General features: G+C 65.1%; 14 protein-coding genes. 4 read left to right on the forward strand and 10 right to left on the reverse strand.

Annotation, left to right across the window (positions count from 1 at the left end; translation table 11 throughout):
• Positions 1 to 304 precede the first annotated feature (304 nt).
• The 3 genes from ilvC to Q4E25_RS09420 form a co-directional block, all read right to left on the reverse strand.
• Positions 305 to 1318 (reverse strand): ketol-acid reductoisomerase, encoded by a 1014-nt coding sequence (gene ilvC, locus Q4E25_RS09410; RefSeq protein WP_303156534.1) that lies wholly within the window; start codon positions 1316 to 1318, stop codon positions 305 to 307.
• A gap of 81 nt (positions 1319 to 1399) precedes the next feature.
• Positions 1400 to 1921 carry an acetolactate synthase small subunit gene (ilvN, locus tag Q4E25_RS09415; RefSeq protein WP_303156535.1) on the reverse strand — a complete coding sequence of 174 codons (522 nt, stop codon included), beginning with the start codon at positions 1919 to 1921 and terminating at the stop codon, positions 1400 to 1402.
• A 3-nt stretch (positions 1922 to 1924) separates the two neighbouring features.
• A complete protein-coding gene (locus Q4E25_RS09420) occupies positions 1925 to 3745 on the reverse strand; it encodes an acetolactate synthase large subunit (protein ID WP_303156536.1) in 1821 nt (606 codons plus the stop codon).
• A gap of 311 nt (positions 3746 to 4056) precedes the next feature.
• Between Q4E25_RS09420 and Q4E25_RS09425 the strand changes: the two genes are divergently transcribed.
• Genes Q4E25_RS09425 through Q4E25_RS09435 form a run of 3 tightly spaced genes read left to right on the forward strand, consistent with a single transcriptional unit; the run spans position 4057 to position 7795 of the window.
• Positions 4057 to 4584 carry a PH domain-containing protein gene (locus Q4E25_RS09425; RefSeq protein ID WP_303156537.1) on the forward strand — a complete coding sequence of 176 codons (528 nt, stop codon included), beginning with the start codon at positions 4057 to 4059 and terminating at the stop codon, positions 4582 to 4584.
• Between the two features lie 26 nt (positions 4585 to 4610).
• Positions 4611 to 6464, forward strand: coding sequence for a dihydroxy-acid dehydratase (ilvD, locus tag Q4E25_RS09430; RefSeq protein ID WP_303156538.1), 1854 nt, complete (start codon positions 4611 to 4613; stop codon positions 6462 to 6464).
• 50 nt (positions 6465 to 6514) lie between these two features.
• The gene (locus Q4E25_RS09435; protein WP_303156539.1) at positions 6515 to 7795 is read left to right on the forward strand and encodes a glycosyltransferase family 87 protein; all 1281 of its coding nucleotides are present in this window, start codon (positions 6515 to 6517) and stop codon (positions 7793 to 7795) included.
• Here the strand turns inward: Q4E25_RS09435 and Q4E25_RS09440 are convergent.
• The 4 genes from Q4E25_RS09440 to Q4E25_RS09455 form a co-directional block, all read right to left on the reverse strand.
• Entirely contained in the window at positions 7748 to 8056 is a 309-nt protein-coding gene (locus Q4E25_RS09440) for a transcriptional regulator (protein ID WP_303156540.1), read from the reverse strand. The genes Q4E25_RS09435 and Q4E25_RS09440 overlap by 48 nt on opposite strands.
• Positions 8056 to 8571 carry a hypothetical protein gene (locus tag Q4E25_RS09445; RefSeq protein ID WP_303156541.1) on the reverse strand — a complete coding sequence of 172 codons (516 nt, stop codon included), beginning with the start codon at positions 8569 to 8571 and terminating at the stop codon, positions 8056 to 8058. The genes Q4E25_RS09440 and Q4E25_RS09445 overlap by 1 nt, the downstream gene beginning before the upstream one ends.
• Before the next feature lie 165 nt (positions 8572 to 8736).
• Positions 8737 to 10014 carry a DoxX family protein gene (locus Q4E25_RS09450; RefSeq protein WP_303156542.1) on the reverse strand — a complete coding sequence of 426 codons (1278 nt, stop codon included), beginning with the start codon at positions 10012 to 10014 and terminating at the stop codon, positions 8737 to 8739.
• 93 nt (positions 10015 to 10107) lie between these two features.
• On the reverse strand, positions 10108 to 10965 hold the full coding sequence (locus Q4E25_RS09455) for an ArgP/LysG family DNA-binding transcriptional regulator (protein WP_303156543.1): 858 nt from the start codon (positions 10963 to 10965) through the stop codon (positions 10108 to 10110).
• Positions 10966 to 11035: 70 nt separating this feature from the next.
• On the opposite strand from Q4E25_RS09455, the gene Q4E25_RS09460 reads away from it, so the two are divergent.
• Positions 11036 to 11716, forward strand: a complete 681-nt coding sequence (locus Q4E25_RS09460; protein WP_303156544.1) for a LysE/ArgO family amino acid transporter — start codon at positions 11036 to 11038, stop codon at positions 11714 to 11716.
• A 129-nt stretch (positions 11717 to 11845) separates the two neighbouring features.
• Here Q4E25_RS09460 and Q4E25_RS09465 read toward each other — a convergent pair whose 3' ends face one another.
• The 3 genes from Q4E25_RS09465 to Q4E25_RS09475 form a co-directional block, all read right to left on the reverse strand.
• On the reverse strand, positions 11846 to 13294 hold the full coding sequence (locus tag Q4E25_RS09465) for a hypothetical protein (protein ID WP_303156545.1): 1449 nt from the start codon (positions 13292 to 13294) through the stop codon (positions 11846 to 11848).
• Between the two features lie 290 nt (positions 13295 to 13584).
• Entirely contained in the window at positions 13585 to 15090 is a 1506-nt protein-coding gene (gene gatB / locus Q4E25_RS09470; RefSeq protein WP_303156546.1) for an Asp-tRNA(Asn)/Glu-tRNA(Gln) amidotransferase subunit GatB, read from the reverse strand.
• Between the two features lie 125 nt (positions 15091 to 15215).
• Positions 15216 to 16247: an ATP-dependent 6-phosphofructokinase gene (locus Q4E25_RS09475; protein ID WP_303156547.1), complete on the reverse strand. Its 1032-nt coding sequence runs from the start codon at positions 16245 to 16247 to the stop codon at positions 15216 to 15218.
• Position 16248 lies beyond the last annotated feature (1 nt).

Below are 16248 nucleotides of genomic sequence, written 5' to 3' on the forward strand. Positions count from 1 at the left end.
GGGTGTATCCCGGCCAGACCACCGAGCAGGCCGTAGCCGCCCAACGCGCCAAGCAAGCAGCCCAGCAAACAGCCTAGGCAGCGCCACCCGCCACAGCACCCAGCAGACACCACGCACCCAGCAGGGGAACCGGAAGACCGGTTCCTCTACACGCCGTGCCCAAGCACGGTGAAGCGTTCGAAGCCTTGGGCATCCGCAGCGCCACTGATACCGGGTGCGAGCGCGCGATCCGGCGAGACACTGGCGCGCGGTTCGGCGGTGATGCGCGCAGTGGTGACGCGCGCGGGGCGTCGCTAAGCGGGGCTTAGGCGGTCTCGGTCAGAGGATTCTTGACCCAGCTCATGAGATCACGCAGCTTGGCGCCGGTGTCCTCGATTGGGTGCTGGTTGACCTTGGCGCGCATGCCCTCGAGCTCCTTGTTGCCGCCCTCGACGTTGGCAACGAGGCGCTTGACGAAGGTGCCATCCTGGATGTCGGTGAGAACCTCCTTCATGCGGCTCTTGACGGATTCGTCGATGATGCGCGGGCCGGCCACGTAGCCACCGAACTCCGCGGTGTCCGAGATGGAGTAGTTCATGTTGGCCAAGCCGCCCTCCCAGATGAGGTCGACGATGAGCTTCATCTCGTGCAGCACCTCGAAGTAGGCCATCTCGGGCTCGTAGCCAGCCTCGGTGAGAACCTCGAAGCCAGACATCATGAGGTACTCCAGGCCACCGCACAGCACGGCTTGTTCACCGAAGAGGTCGGTCTCGGTCTCGTCCTTGAAGGTGGTCGGGATAACGCCGGCGCGGGCACCACCAATGGCGGCGGCGTAGGACAGAGCCAGCTCGCGGCCCTCGCCCTTTGGATCCTGCTCGACGGCGATGAGGCAGGGAACGCCCTTGCCGTCGACGAACTGGCGGCGGACCAAGTGGCCCGGGCCCTTCGGGGCCACCATGCCGATGGTGACGTTCTCCGCCGGCTTGATCAGGCCGAAGTGGATGTTGAGGCCGTGGCCGAAGAACAGCGCGTTGCCGTCCTCCAGGTTCGGCTCGATGTCCTGAGCAAAGATGGCTGCCTGAGAGGTATCCGGGGCCAGCAGCATGACCACGTCAGCCCACTTGGCGGCCTCGGCGTTGCTGAGAACCTTAAAGCCGGCCTCCTCGGCCTTCTCGCAGGACTTGGAGCCCTCGCGCAGACCGATGGCAACCTCAACGCCGGAATCGCGCAGGTTTTGTGCGTGCGCGTGGCCCTGGGAGCCGTAGCCGATGATGGCGACCTTGCGGCCCTGGATGATGGACAGGTCAGCGTCGGAATCGTAGAGAGTCTCAATAGCCATGAGTGTTACCTCCGTGTGTGTGAAAAGCGTGTACGTTCAGTTGTATCATACCGCGGGACGCGATGTCCGCAGTATGAGATGTTAACTCTTGTTGATGGGCGTGGTCTGCTTCGGCCCGCGCGCCAGCGCCACGTGGCCAGACATCACCAGCTCCTTGATGCCAAAGGGCTCAAGAACCTGGCGCAGCGCGCGCAGCTTGCCCGGCGTGCCGGTGGCCTCAATCACCAGGGACTCCGGCGCCACATCGACCACGCGCGCGCGGAAGATGTTGACGGCGTCGACCACCTGCGGGCGGTTGGTGTTATCGGCGCTGACCTTGACCATCATGAGCGCTCGCGCGATCATGGCGTCTTCCTCCAGCTCCACCACCTTGAGAACCGGGACCAGCTTGTTGAGCTGCTTATTAATCTGCTCCATGACCACGTGGGAGGCGTCCACGACGATGGTCAGCCGGTTTACCCCGGGGGTCTCAGTGCGGGCCGAGACCAGCGAGATGACGTTATAGCCGCGGCGGGAAAACATGCCCACCACGCGGGAGAGGATGCCCTCCACGTCTTGAACCAGGACGGACAGGGTGTGTCGGGTGACGTCGTTCGGTGCCATGGCTTAGGCCTCCTCGAGGGTCTGATGGATGTCAGTGATTTCTTCGGCTGCGGATTCGTTCTCATCGAACAGCGGCCGCAGCCCGCGCGCGTATTCAATCTCCTCGTTCGAGGCGCCGCCGCCGATCATCGGCCAGACCTGCGCGTCCTGGCCCACGATGAAATCGATGACCACTGGGCGGTCGTTGATCTCGCGCGCCCGCTCGATGGCCGGGGCCACCTCCTCCGGGGTGGTCACGCGGATGGCCACGCAGCCCATCGCCTCCGACAGCCGCACAAAGTCCGGCACAAACGCATCCGGCTCGCGCAGCTTGGTATTGGAGTAATTCTGGTTGAAAAACAGCGTCTGCCACTGGCGCACCATGCCCAGGTTGCCGTTGTTGATCACGGCCACTTTGATGGGAAAGCCCTCGACGGCGGCGGTGGTCAGCTCCTGGTTGGTCATCTGGAAGCAGCCGTCTCCGTCGATGGCCCACACCTCCCTATCCGGGCAGGCGGCCTTAGCACCGAGCGCGGCGGGGACGGCGTAGCCCATCGTTCCCGCACCGCCGGAATTGATCCAGCTGCGGGGGTGCTCGAAGTCGATGAACTGGGCGGACCACATCTGGTGCTGGCCCACGCCCGCACAATAGGTGGCCTCCGGTCCCGCGATGCGACTGAGCTCCTCGATGACGTACTGCGGGTTGAGCAGCCCGTCCGGGGTGGGCTCGTAGCCGCGCGGGAAGCGCTCGCGCATGCCCTGCAGGTAACCCATCCACTCCTCAATCTGTGGCCGCTCCAGCGCGCTATCGGACTGGTAGACCTTGAGCAGGTGGCGCAGCACCTCGCGGGCATCGGCCACGATGGGCACGGTAACTTCGCGGATCTTGCCAATCTCCGCCGGGTCCACATCCGCGTGGATGACCTCGGCGTGCGGAGCAAAGGTCTCGGTATCGCCGGTGACGCGGTCATCGAAGCGCGCGCCGATGGCAATGATAAGGTCCGCGCGCTGCAGCGCGGCCACGGCGGGAACCGTGCCGTGCATGCCAGGCATTCCCATGTGTTGCGGATGAGAATCCGGGAAGGAGCCCAGCGCCATGAGGGTGGTCACCACCGGGATGCCCGTGAACTCGGCAAACTCGCGCAGCTCCTGGGAGGCGTTGGCCTTGATGATGCCGCCGCCGGCGTAAATCACCGGGCGCTTGGCCTGCGAGATGAGGCGCACGGCCTGCTGAATCTGGCGGCGGTGCGGGGTCACCGTGGGCTTGTAGCCCGGCAGGTCCAGCGGGGTGGGGCCGGCGTAGTCCATCGCGGAGTTCTGGATGTCCTTCGGGATATCCACCAGCACTGGGCCCGGGCGGCCGGTGGAGGCCAGGTGGAAGGCCGCGGCGATGGTCGCCGGGATTTCGTCGACGTCCGTGACGATGAAGTTGTGCTTGGTAATCGGCATCGTGATGCCGCGGATGTCGGCCTCCTGGAAGGCGTCGGTGCCCAGCAGGGTACGGCCCACCTGGCCGGTGATGGCCACCACCGGCACGGAGTCGAGGTAGGCGTCGGCCAGCGGCGTGACCAGGTTGGTAGCACCCGGCCCGGAGGTTGCGATCATGACGCCGACCTTCCCGGAGGCCTGAGCGTAGCCCTCTGCGGCATGGCCCGCGCCCTGCTCGTGGCGGGTCAGGACGTGGCGCAGCTTCGTGGACTCAAAGAGGGCGTCGTACAGCGGAAGTACGGCGCCGCCGGGGATGCCGAAGACGAGGTCGGTGCCGAGGTCTTCCAGGGTGCGGACAATTGCATGGGCCCCAGTCATGCGCTCGGGCGCCTGTGTGGGCGGAGTTGAAGCTGCCACGATGGTTGTACTCCTTGCTGATAGAGGGTTGGGCTGACCACAGATGACCACATATGACAACGCCCTCGTCTCACCTTCCGCTGGGAAGGGGCGAGGGCGCTTGCTTGTCGACGTCACGAGGATGTCACGAGGGCAAACGCCGCCGCGGTACTACTACGTGAAGTCGAAGAATGATCATGCGTCAAACTATATACCGATAGAATTAAGCTCGCAGCCATTACCCCCGTTTTTGAGATCGTTTTCCCACATATCGGGATATAACAGGTGGGGGCGTTCGCTCCCCCGCCACCCGTGAATTAACATAGCTAACCATGACGTCCACGAACCCACAGTCCGCACAGCCCGCCGCGAGCCCGGCTCCGGCCACCTTCCGCCCCACTCGCGAGCACGTCCTGGGCATTATCATCCTCTCGCTCATCGCGCTGCTGAGCATCGGATGGGCCCCCAAGTACCTGGCCTGGCTGTTTATCATCCCCGTCCTCGGCCTGTGGTGGGTCCTGCGCTCCAAGACGCGCGTCGACGAATCCGGCATCTCCATCACCTACGCCTTCCGCGGCTCCCGCTTCGTGCCCTGGGAGAAGTGCGAGGGCGTGGGCTTCCAGCGCGCCACCGCCTTCGTCAGCACCGGCGGGCAGCGCCTGAGCATGCCCGGGGTGACCTTCAACTCCCTGCCGAAGCTCTCCGAGGCCTCCCGCGGGCGCATTCCCGACGCCCTTAGCGCCGGGCGCGCCGCGGCCGACGAGAAGGTGGTCATCATCCACCGAGACGGCCAGCAGGTCCTGCTCACCAAGGAGGAATATGCCGAGTACCTCAAACAACACCCCGAACTAGATCACTAATCTCCATCACAGAAAGATCTCCCACCATGTTCCCTTTGCGTTCCAAAGTCACCACCGTCGGCCGCCAGGCCTCGGGAGCCCGCGCCCTGTGGCGCGCCACCGGCACCCAGGAGCACGAGTTTGGCAAGCCCATCGTGGCGATTGCTAACTCCTACACCCAGTTCGTGCCCGGCCACGTCCACCTCAAGAACGTCGGTGACATCGTGGCCGACGCTGTGCGCGCCGCCGGCGGCGTGCCCAAGGAGTTCAACACCATCGCTGTCGACGACGGCATCGCCATGGGCCACGGCGGCATGCTCTACTCCCTGCCCTCGCGCGAGATCATCTCCGACTCCATCGAGTACATGGTCAACGCACACACTGCCGACGCCCTCGTGTGTATCTCCAACTGCGACAAGATCACCCCGGGCATGCTCAACGCCGCACTGCGCCTCAACATCCCCACCATCTTCGTCTCCGGCGGCCCGATGGAGGCCGGCAAGGCCGTGGTGGTCGACGGCATCGCCCACACCCCGACGGACCTCATTACGGCCATCACGGCCTCGGCAAGCGACGCCGTCTCCGACTCCGATCTGGGCACCATAGAGGAATCCGCCTGCCCCACCTGCGGCTCCTGCTCCGGCATGTTCACCGCCAACTCCATGAACTGCCTGACCGAGGCCCTCGGCCTAGCCCTGCCCGGCAACGGCACCACCCTGGCCACCCACAGCGCGCGCCGCGGCCTCTTCGAGCAGGCCGGCCAGGTCATCGTGGACATGTGCTCCCGCTACTACGGCGAGGAGGACGAGTCCGTGCTGCCGCGCTCGATTGCCACCAAGGAGGCCTTTGGCAACGCCATGGCGCTGGACATGGCCATGGGCGGCTCCACCAACACCATCCTGCACACCCTGGCCGCCGCCCAGGAGGGCGAGGTGGACTTCACGCTCGATGACATCAACGACATCTCCTACCGCGTGCCCTGCCTGTCCAAGGTGGCCCCCAACGGCACCTACCACATCGAGGACGTGCACCGCGCCGGCGGCATCCCCGCCATCCTGGGCGAGCTGCGCCGCGCCGGTCACCTCAACCTCAAGGTGCACACGGCGCTCTATGACAACGCCGAGCAGTGGCTCGATGACTGGGACATTCGCGGCGGCCAGGCCACCGACGCCGCCGTTGAGCTCTTCCACGCCGCTCCCGGCGGAGTGCGCACCACCGAGCCCTTCTCCCAGTCCAACCGCTGGGAGTCCCTCGACACCGACAGCGCCACCGGCTGCATCCACGACGCCGAGCACGCCTTCTCCTCCGACGGCGGGCTCGTGGTGCTGCGCGGCAACCTGGCACCCGACGGCGCCATCGTCAAGGCGGCCGGCGTGGAACAGGAGCTGTGGACCTTCTCCGGCCCGGCCCGGGTGGTGGAGTCCCAGGAGGAGGCAGTCTCCATCATCCTCAAGCGCGAGGTGCAGCCCGGCGAGGTCATCGTCATCCGCTACGAGGGCCCCGCGGGTGGCCCGGGCATGCAGGAGATGCTGCACCCCACCTCCTTCCTCAAAGGCTCCGGCCTGGGCAAGGCCTGCGCCTTGATCACCGACGGACGCTTCTCCGGCGGCACCTCCGGGCTGTCCATCGGGCACATCTCCCCGGAGGCCGCCCACGGCGGACTCATCGGCCTGGTGGAAAACGGCGACACCATCACCATCGACATCCACCAGCGCGCGCTCACGCTGGACGTGGATGAGGCGGAGCTGGAGAGGCGTCGTCAAGCGCAGGAGGCCCGGGAGAAGCCCTGGACGCCGCTTAACCGCACGCGCCCGGTGACCAAGGCGCTGCGTGCCTACGCGACGATGGCCACCTCGGCCGACCGCGGCGCGGTGCGCATGGTCGACGGCTCAGTACACTAACCCGCGCCGATTCCAAGTCCGCGCAGCGCAGCGCCTAAGGTGTTAAGGCGATGAAACAAGCCACGAATCCTGCGCTGCGCTACGCGCTGACCGCCCTCGGCCTGCTGGCCGGGTTGGGCGGCGTCATTGCGCACACACTCATGACTGATTTCCCGGTGGATATGGTCATCTACCGCGAGGGAGTCAAAGCTTTCCTCGAGGGCCGCGAGGTCTACTCCGAGCCGATGTACGCCGGGGACCTCGCGCTGCCCTTCATCTACCCACCCTTTGGCGCGCTGGTCATGGTGCCGCTGACCATCTTTGACTGGATGAGCCACGACATGGCCGGCAACGTCATGATCGTGCTCTCCGATCTGCTGGTGCTGGCCTGCCTCTACCTGCTCTTCCGCGCCGTGCTCCAGCACAAACAGTGGCTGCTGCCGGTGACCGCTCTGACCTGGGCAGTGACCATGGCCTTTGAGCCCGTCCGCCTCAACAACGGCTTCGCGCAGATCAACATCGTGATCATGGCGCTGGTCATGTTCGATCTACTGCCGCGCAGGCGCCGCCTGCCGCAGGGCTGGCTCATCGGCCTGGCGGCGGCCATCAAGGTCACTCCCCTGGCCATGCTGCTCTATTTCCTGCTGCGCAAGGAGATCAAGCCCATCCTCACCGCGGCGGTATCCGCCGTGCTGGCCACCCTGGCCGCGGCGGCGTTTCGCTGGGATGCCTTCGTGGAGTTCTTTACCTCCAAGCTGCTGGCCATGGGCTCCGGCGAAGACTTCGGCGTGGGTACGTCCTACCAGTCCAACTCCTCGCTCAAGGGCGTGCTGCAGCGCCTGTGCACCTCCGATGAGGCGATGAAGGATAACGGCACCCTGCTCAACGTCCTCTGGCTGGTGCTGGTGCTGGTGGTCATCGGGTTGGGCTCGCGCATCATCCTGGCGCAGCTCAGGCGCGGCCTGCTAGTCGACGCCCAACTGACCACCGCCGTCATCATGCTGCTCATCTCGCCAGTGTCCTGGTCCCACCACTGGGTGTGGCTGGCGCTGGCGCTGCCGCTGTGGATCCTGCGCGCCTGGCAGTGGCGCACCACGCACTGGGCGGCGGGCTCCCTGCTGGCGGTGCTGGCCGCCTGGGTGGCCATGCTGGTCACCGTCCCGCCGAAGTGGTGGTTCGGGGATTCGGTGGATGTTTACGCCATGCCCTTCTACCAGAAGTTCCTGGTGGATGACTTCGTGTGGCTGTCCGTGGTCACGCTGGCGCTGTATTGCTTCCTGCTGCGCTTCGTGCCGGTGCGTGGCCTAGGCGCCAGCAGCGATCTGCTCCAGCGCCGCGACGTGCGCAGCTAAGGCCCGCTGGCCGGCGGCGGTCAGTGAAAGCCATACGGTGTCCTGCTTGCTGCCGTATTCGCGGAAGCTGCTGATGAATCCGGCCTCCTCCAGGGCCGCGAGGTGGCGGCCGAACTCCTGCTGGGTGAGCTCGGCGTGCTTGGCCAGCTCGGTGGACTTCATCTCGCGGTTGATCTCGCCCTGGGTGGCGGCGAAGGCGTCGAGGGTGGCGCAGAGCTTGAAGCCCTCCAGCGGAATAAGCAACGGGTGAAGAGCTGGCATTAGGCGTCCTTTCCGAGGTTCTTGCGTGCGTTGCGGCCGGGCAGATCAAAGGCTCGAGAGTAAAGCACCCAGAAGATGGCCAGCCCCAGCAGCACGCCGCCGATGGGTGCGAGCACCGGGTGGTCCTCGACGAAGGTAGTGAGGATCTGTGGCAGCATGATCGCCGCGATGCCCAGAAAGAACGGGCCGTCCGGGCGGACATCCTGGCGCGGGTTCTGCTTATAGGAGGGCCGCACCTTAGGCCGGCGCAGCAACCAAGGCCCGAGAAGCGCGAAGAGAATGACCCCGCCGGCAACTACCGCCGCGATCACGATGGCCGGGATGCTCTCCACGGTCCACATCAGGTAGTAGGCCAGCGCGAAGACCACGGCCAGGACCGCCGAGCTCAGCGGGTGCGGGGCGCGGCGGGCGCGTTTCGTCTGCTCGGCGTAGAAGTCCAGCGCCGCGCGGGCGCTCGCCCTGTCTACCTGGGTGTCCTGTTGAGGCTGCTCCTCTACGTGCTTGTGCTGGCTCATGTTCTCCTCCAGTGCGCGTCAGTATCGTTTCCTCCTAGCCACTATGGGCGCTCGGTGAGGGCGACACCAGGCTACGAACGTTCCCCTCCCCCCGGATTGAGTACGCGGGCCGTGCCGATCTCTTAGCACGGCCCGCTGCGGATCATCAGTGAGCGAGAAGAAGTCCTAGGCCACGGGGTTCACGCCCGCGCCGAACCACCAGATGGCCACCAGGGCGGCAATGCCCAGCAAGACGAAGACCCACGAGGTAGCCAGAGGACGGCGCGCCCAGGAGCGTTTGAAGTCCAGGGACACAAACCCGGGGCCGGTAAACTGCAGAGCCACCGCGATGACGAAGAGCACCAGCCCCAGCCAGACAGCCTCGGACCAGGCAAACACATTGAGCCCGGCATGCGAGGTATACAGCGCGTCCAACGCCGAGAAGCCCGTGACCACCAGGCCGAACATGGCCGCCAGCGGGGTCACCAGGCCGAAGAGCAAGAAGGCGCCGGCGATGAGCTGCAGGGTGGGCACGCCGATGGCCAGCACGGAGGCCATGGAGTAGTCAGCGAACTGCGCCTCCAGGCCGGACAGGCCCTCATTGCCGCCCAGCTTGAAGAAGGTGCTAGCACCCGCGATGAGCAAGTAGGCGCCCAGCGCCAGGCGCACGAAGAAGAGGCCGAAGTCCATGGTGCCGCGGCGCCCGTAGGTGCGGTAGCCCTCGCGCTCAGCGGCGGCTTCCTCTTCGGCGCGAAGACGCGCTGCCTCCTCCTCCGGCGATTCCGCGGGCGCTGCCTGCTGCTCCGGCTCCCCGCCAGCCACGGCGGCGGTGGCGCCGGCAGTGGCCGCAACAGAGGCAGTGGCTGCCGCAGGCGCTTCCTCGCGTGGGAAGGCGGTGGTCTCCGGCTCAGCGGATGCCGCATCCTGCTGCGCAGCGGCGCTGTCAAAGCTCAGGCGCTCGGTGCGCGCCTCGGCTGCATCAGCGGCGGCGGGAGAAGCAAAGACCTCGGTCTCCGCGGCCTCAGAAGTTTCCGCGGCTGCTGTCTCCGACGCATCCGCGGCCAGCTCGGTGGTGGCCTTCTCTTCGACGGCTGGTGCTGCAGCGGCGGCCTCCTCGCGCGGGGCGCGCGGCTTGATCACCTGCGGCTCGGCGCGGCCCGCGCGCTCGAAGAGCGAGCTGCGCTTCGGAGCATCAGACGTAGCGGCAGGCTGCGATTCAGGCTCGGTCTCAGCCTCCGCAGAGGTCTCGGCATCAGCTACAGGCGCGGTCTCCCCTGCTTTAGCCTCTGCCTTCTTTGCGGCCACATCTTCTGCTGCCACATCCGATTTTTCGTCTGCTGCGGGGCCCGCGGCCGTATCCGCCTTTACCTCCTCGGCGGGCGTCGCGCGCGATGGGTCGTAGGTGGGCACATCGAAGTCGTCGTCAAATTCGGTGGCCTTGTCCGGCACATTCTTATCGCTCATGCCTTAAACCTAAGGCAGCGAGCTGCACCGATGGCGCATTCGCCTCGGCGCGGCGGCGAAAGAAGGCCGTAAAGACGGCCGTAAACTAAGCGTCTACGAGCGCATGACGCTCGCCGCGGCCACCACGTCACGGGTCAGTGCGGCCAGCACCTCGGATTCCAAGCGCCAGCGTTGCCAGTAGAGGTTGATATCCATCGGTTCGGAATCGAGGATGACGAGCTCGCCGGCGTCGATAAGCTCGCGGGCCTGCAGCTCCGTGATGAGGCCCCAGCCCATCCCGTGGCGCACGGCCTCCAGGTAGGACTCCGAGGAGGGAAACTGCGAGACCCGCGCGCGCAGGACGTTGGGGTCGATGGAACGCGCGTGCATGGCCTCCTTGAGCACCTCGTCATTGGAGCCCAGGGAGACCACGGGCATCGTCTCCCAGCTATCGAATTCCTCGGCCAGCCGCGGCGAGGCCATCGCGCGGTAGCGGGCAGTGCCCACGAACGTGGACTCGCAGCCGGAGACCGGGGTCTTTTCCCTGGTGATAGCGCCCAGCACGTCGCCGCGGCGCAGCATCTTCAGAGTGTGGGCCTCGTCCTCGATCTTGATGTGCAGCGCGGCGTGGCCTCGGCGGGCGGTATCGCGGATGACCTGCCGGAACCACGTGGCCAGCGAAGCCGAGTTGATGGCCACCGTCATGGGCACACGCGCCAGACGGGTGGACAGGCGGGCGTTGGCCTCCGCGCGCACCAGCGCCATGCGGCGGGCGGCTTGCACGAGCACCTCACCCGCCTCGGTGGCGCGCACCGGGGAGCCGCGCCGCAAAAGCACGCGGCCAGTGGAGGTTTCTAGCGCCTTGATGCGCTGGCTCACCGCCGAGGGAGTGATTCCCAACACCGCCGCGGCGACTTCAAAAGAGCCTTCCTCCACGATGGCCAGCAAAGTTTCCAAGTGCACCGGGTTCATGAAGCCATTCTAAACCAACTGTAGATTCATTAACTGGACTTCAAAGGACGCGCTATGCACACTACTTGTCATGACGGTTCTGCTCGCAGGTTTTGCACTAGGTTTGTCCCTCATCATCGCTATCGGCCCCCAAAACGCCTACATCATCAAGATGGGCGTTAAACGCGATCATGTCGGCCCCATTGTGTTTGCGTGCTTTCTTTCCGACGTCATCCTCATCAACGCCGGCGTGGCGGGCGTGGGCATCTTGGTGGAGAAGTTCCCCACCGGCTTGGTCATCATCAAGTATCTGGGCGCCGCCTACCTCATTTACTTTGGCTTTACGTGCTTCCGCGACGCCTTCAAGAAGCAGCAGGAAGCGCTCATCGTCGAGGAGACCGCGCCGGTGGCAGAGACCGGCGAGCCCTTCGGCGGCACCGGCTCTACTACCCTGCTCACCCGCACCCGCCAGCGTGTGAGCTCCCAGAGCTGGGTCAAGCCGGTCATGGGCGCCATGGCCCTGACCTGGCTCAACCCGCTGGCCTACGTTGACGTCCTGGTGATGCTCGGCGGCATTGCCAACCAGTACGGCGATCTGCGCTGGGTCTTCGGCGCCGGCGCCATCATGGCCAGCGCGGTGTGGTTCCCCTCCCTGGGCTTTGGCGCCTTCAAGCTCTCCAAGGTGCTGGCTAAGCCCACCACGTGGCGCTACGTCAACTTCGGCATCGGCTGCGTCATGATGCTGCTCACCGCGAAGCTCCTGCTGCACTAATCCTGCACCTACTCCTCACGCACGAAACGAAACGCCGGCGCTACGTCCTAGCGCTGGCGTTCTTGTGTGCCCAGACGTGAGCTATATGGCCCGGGCAGCTCAGGGCTTGTTCGTGGCCCTCTTCTCGGCCTAGCTCTTGGCCTCGTCCTTGGAGCTTTCGCCCTGCTCTGCTTCCTTTTCCTTCAGCTCGTCGAGGGGATCGCCGGTGGCATCGTTTTCCTCCACCCAGGCTTTGATCTCCTCCGGGGAGCGGTCCGTTTCCACGGCGTCGCGCTCGGTGTAGTAGCTGGCGTCGTTGCGCTCCTCCTCGTAGTCCTCCTTGTCAAAGTCCACGTCCTCATCGGAGTGCAGCTCTTCGACGACCTCCCCCACCAGGTCCTCGTAGAGTGCCTCGTCCTCCATGTTGGAGTCCGCGATCTGCTGGCCGATCTCGTCGTCGTAGCGCTTGGCGTCGTACTCGTAGTCCGGGTGCAGCTTGAGGTGCAGCAGCGCGCGGATACGCTCGCGGCGCAGCCCCTCGTCACGGATCTGGCTCAGGGAGCGCACCCAGCCGAAGACCAGGACGGCAACCAGGAAGATGCCCAGGTAACCCAGCACCGGGTAGACGTACTGCATAAGTGCCTTGAAGCCTGCGAAGGACACCGCAAAGCCAGCCAGGCAGCCGGCGATGAAGATGATGCGGTACTTGGATTCCTTGCCAGAGGAAAGGCGCTTGCCCAGCGCGTAGAACATGCCGATGGCCGTGTTGAAGATCATCAGGAAGATGATGATGGCCATGATGAAGCCCAGCGTCGGGTGGACGTTATCCACCAGGGTGAGCATCGGAATGTCCGAGTCACCAACGGACTCAGCATTCATCAGCAACGAGAAGCCGGCAATAGCCATGAGCACGGAGTACACCGCGCCGCCGATGACGCCACCCCAGCCGGCCTCACGCGGGCTGATGTTATCACCGCCGATGACCAGGGACATGGACACCGCCAGGATGAGCGCCAGGCCGTTGTAGTTGAGCGCGGAGACCAGCCAGTTGGAAATCGGAGACTCGGTGGCCTCAGCCGCAGCCACCGCGGCGGAGACATCCGCCGGCATGTGCGTCAGCGTGTACACGCCCGCGAAGATCACCGCAATAATGATCGTCGGCGTGAGCATGCCGATGACGTTGGACACCCTGTTGACATCCATCATGCCCGTGATCATCACCAGGATGAGCATGAGCGCCGAGCCCCACCAGGACTCCCAGCCGAACTGCTGCTGCATGTTGGAGCCAGCGCCGGCAAGCATGACGAAGCCGATGGCGAAGAGGGTGAGCACCACGGAGACGTCGAGAAGCTTGGAGATGATGGGGTGGGTGACCTGGCGGAAGACCTGGTTGTGCTCAGAAGCGTGGAAGTAGCTACCCAGCTGCAGGAACACGGTTCCGGCCAAGGTCATGACGATGCCCGCAACGAGGATGCCCCACATGCCATTGATGCCGAAGGAGGTGAAGTACTGCACCACCTCTTGGCCGGTGGCAAAGCCGGCACCCACGAGCAAGCCCACGAAGGACAATGCGATAGACAGGATGTTTTTCTTAGACACAGTTTCCTTAAATATCGGTTATGCGTAAATCAGCGTCCGTCTACCCTGTCCCGCGCGCAGGGTGCGCAATCTATGCACGAAGTTATGCATCGTGCTTCCCGAGTTCACGCTGTCCCCTTCGCGGTGAAGAGCAGGTCTGACGACGCAACATCGATCCACGGTACGCGCCGTGCATAAAACAAGCGAATAAAACGGCCGTGAGATTCATCCGGCACCCCCGAAAAGTTGAGCGGGATCACCTTCACAGTGATCCCGCTCGCAATGTGCGCGCAGTGCAGCGCGCTCTGGTTTTAGCCCAGTTTCTGCGCGATGAGCTTGTTCACCTGGCCCGGATCGGCCTTGCCCTGGGTGGCCTTCATTACCGCACCAACGATGGCGCCGGTGACCTTCTTGTTGCCCGCGCGGTATTTCTCCACGATGTCCGGGTTGGCGGCCAGGGCGTCATCCACGGCCTTCTCGATGGCACCGTCATCGCGCACCACCTCGAGGCCGCGCTTAGCGACGACCTCGTCGACGTCACCCTCGCCGGCCAAGACACCATCGACGGCCTGGCGGGCCAGCTTGGTGGTGAGCTTGCCCTCCTTGACCAACGCAACCACGCGCGCCACCTGGGCCGGGGTAATGGGCAGCTCGCTCAGCTCCTGGCCTGCCTCGTTGGCCTTACCGGTGAGATAAGACACCCACCAGGAGCGGGCCTCGTCCGGGGAGGTGCCCTCCTCGACGGTGGCGATGATGAGATCCAGCGCGCCGGCGTTGACCAGATCGCGCATCTCCTCGTCCTTAAGCCCCCACTCCTCCTGGATGCGGGCGCGGCGGATCCACGGCATCTCCGGCAGGGTCTGGCGGATCTCCTCCACCCACTCGCGGGAGACGATGACCGGGGGCAGATCCGGATCGTTGAAGTAGCGGTAGTCCTCCGCGGTCTCCTTCGGGCGACCCTTGGAGGTGGAGCCGTCGGTCTCCTGGTAGTGGCGGGTTTCCTGGATGATCTCGCCGCCGTCGACAAGCACCTGCGCCTGGCGCTGCATCTCGAAGCGCACGGCCTGCTCCACCGAGCGCAGGGAGTTGATGTTCTTGGTCTCCGTGCGGGTGCCGAACTCCTCCTGGCCAATCGGGCGCAGGGAGAGGTTGGAGTCCACGCGCATCGAGCCCTGATCCATGCGGGCATCGGAAACGCCCAGGGCGGCGACCAGCTCGCGCAGCGCGGAGACGTAGGCGCGGGCTACCTCGGGGGCGCGCTCACCGGCGCCGATGATGGGCTTGGTCACGATCTCGATCAGCGGGATGCCGGCGCGGTTGCAGTCCACCAGCGAGGAGGTAGCACCGTGGATGCGGCCATCGGCGCCGCCCAGGTGGGTGAGCTTGCCGGTGTCCTCCTCCATGTGGGCGCGCTCGATTTCCACGCGCCACTCGGTGCCGTCCTCGAGGACGACGTCGAGGTAGCCGTCGTAGGCAATGGGCTCGTCGTACTGCGAGATCTGGTAGTTCTTCGGCTGATCCGGGTAAAAGTAATTCTTGCGGGCAAAGCGGGAGGACTCAGCGATTTTACAGTTGAGCGCGAGGCCAATCTTGATGGCGCCCTCGACACCCTTGGCGTTGACTACCGGCAGTGCGCCCGGCAGGCCCAGGGAGACGGGATCAACGTTGGAGTTCGGGGCTGCGTTGAAGTTGGTCGCGGAGGTCGAAAACATCTTGGTCTTCGTATTGAGCTCCACGTGGACTTCCATGCCCATCACGGGTTCGAACTTTTCCAGGACTTCGTCGTAGTCCATCAGGTCATACATCGCAGCAGTCATGCGTGCCATCTTAGTATGACGCAGCGCGCCCGCGCTCATCCCCCTACCGTGGGTGGATAAAGCGCGGGCGCGCTGCACCACGGGCCGCAGGCTCGCCCTGGCGCCGTGGCGATTGACGGGGTGTCTTAGCCGAAGAGCGCCTGGGCGTTGGCGTAGCGCTCCTGCGGCACCACCTTGAGCTTGCCGACGGCGTCCTCCAACGGCACCAGCTCAATCTTCTCGCCGTGCAGGGCCACGCACATGCCGGATTGGCCGCTGTGCGCGGCGCGGGCGGCGTGGGTGCCGTAGCGGGTGGCCAGGACGCGGTCGTAGGCGGTCGGGGTGCCGCCGCGCTGGATGTGGCCCAGCACGGTGGTGCGCACGTCGTAGCCCGTGCGCTTCTTGATCTCGTCACCGATGACCTGGCCGATGCCATTGAAGGTCTGGTGGCCGAACTGGTCCACGCCGCCCTCCTCGAAGTCCATCGTGCCCTCCTTGGGCAGCGCGCCCTCGGCCACGCAGATGATGCCGTACTTCTCTCCCATCTGGAAACGGCGCTCCATGGCCTTGGTGATCTCCGCAATGTCGAAGGGGACTTCGGGGATCACGGTGTAGTGCGCGCCGCCGGCCATGCCGGCGTGGAGGGCAATCCAGCCCACGTGCCGGCCCATGACCTCGACGATGAGGATGCGATTGTGGGACTCCGCGGTGGTGTGCAGGCGGTCGATGGCGTCGGTCGCCACGGAGACGGCGGTGTCAAAGCCGAAGGTGTAGTCGGTGGCGTTGACGTCATTGTCGATGGTCTTGGGCACGCCGACGACGGGGATTCCGTTATCGGACAGCCACTTGGCACCCTTCAGGGTGCCCTCGCCGCCGATGGCCACGAGGGCGTCGACACCGGCGTCCGCCATGTTCGCCTTAATGGTGTCGAGGCTCGCCTTAAACTTATCGGGGTGCAGGCGGCCGGTGCCCAGGATGGTGCCGCCGCGCAGAAGAATACGGTCAATTTCGGCGTCGTCATACAGGTCACGGCGGCGATCCTCAATGAGGCCCACCCAGCCGTCCTCGTAGCCGACGACGGTATCGCCGAATTCGTTCGACGCGGTGCGCACCACCGCACGGATAACAGCATTCAGTCCGGGGCAATCGCCACCGGAAGTCAAGACAGCAAGACGCATA

Origin of the sequence: Corynebacterium sp. (genome assembly GCF_030532325.1) — a bacterium.
In the GTDB taxonomy this organism is placed as follows: domain Bacteria; phylum Actinomycetota; class Actinomycetes; order Mycobacteriales; family Mycobacteriaceae; genus Corynebacterium.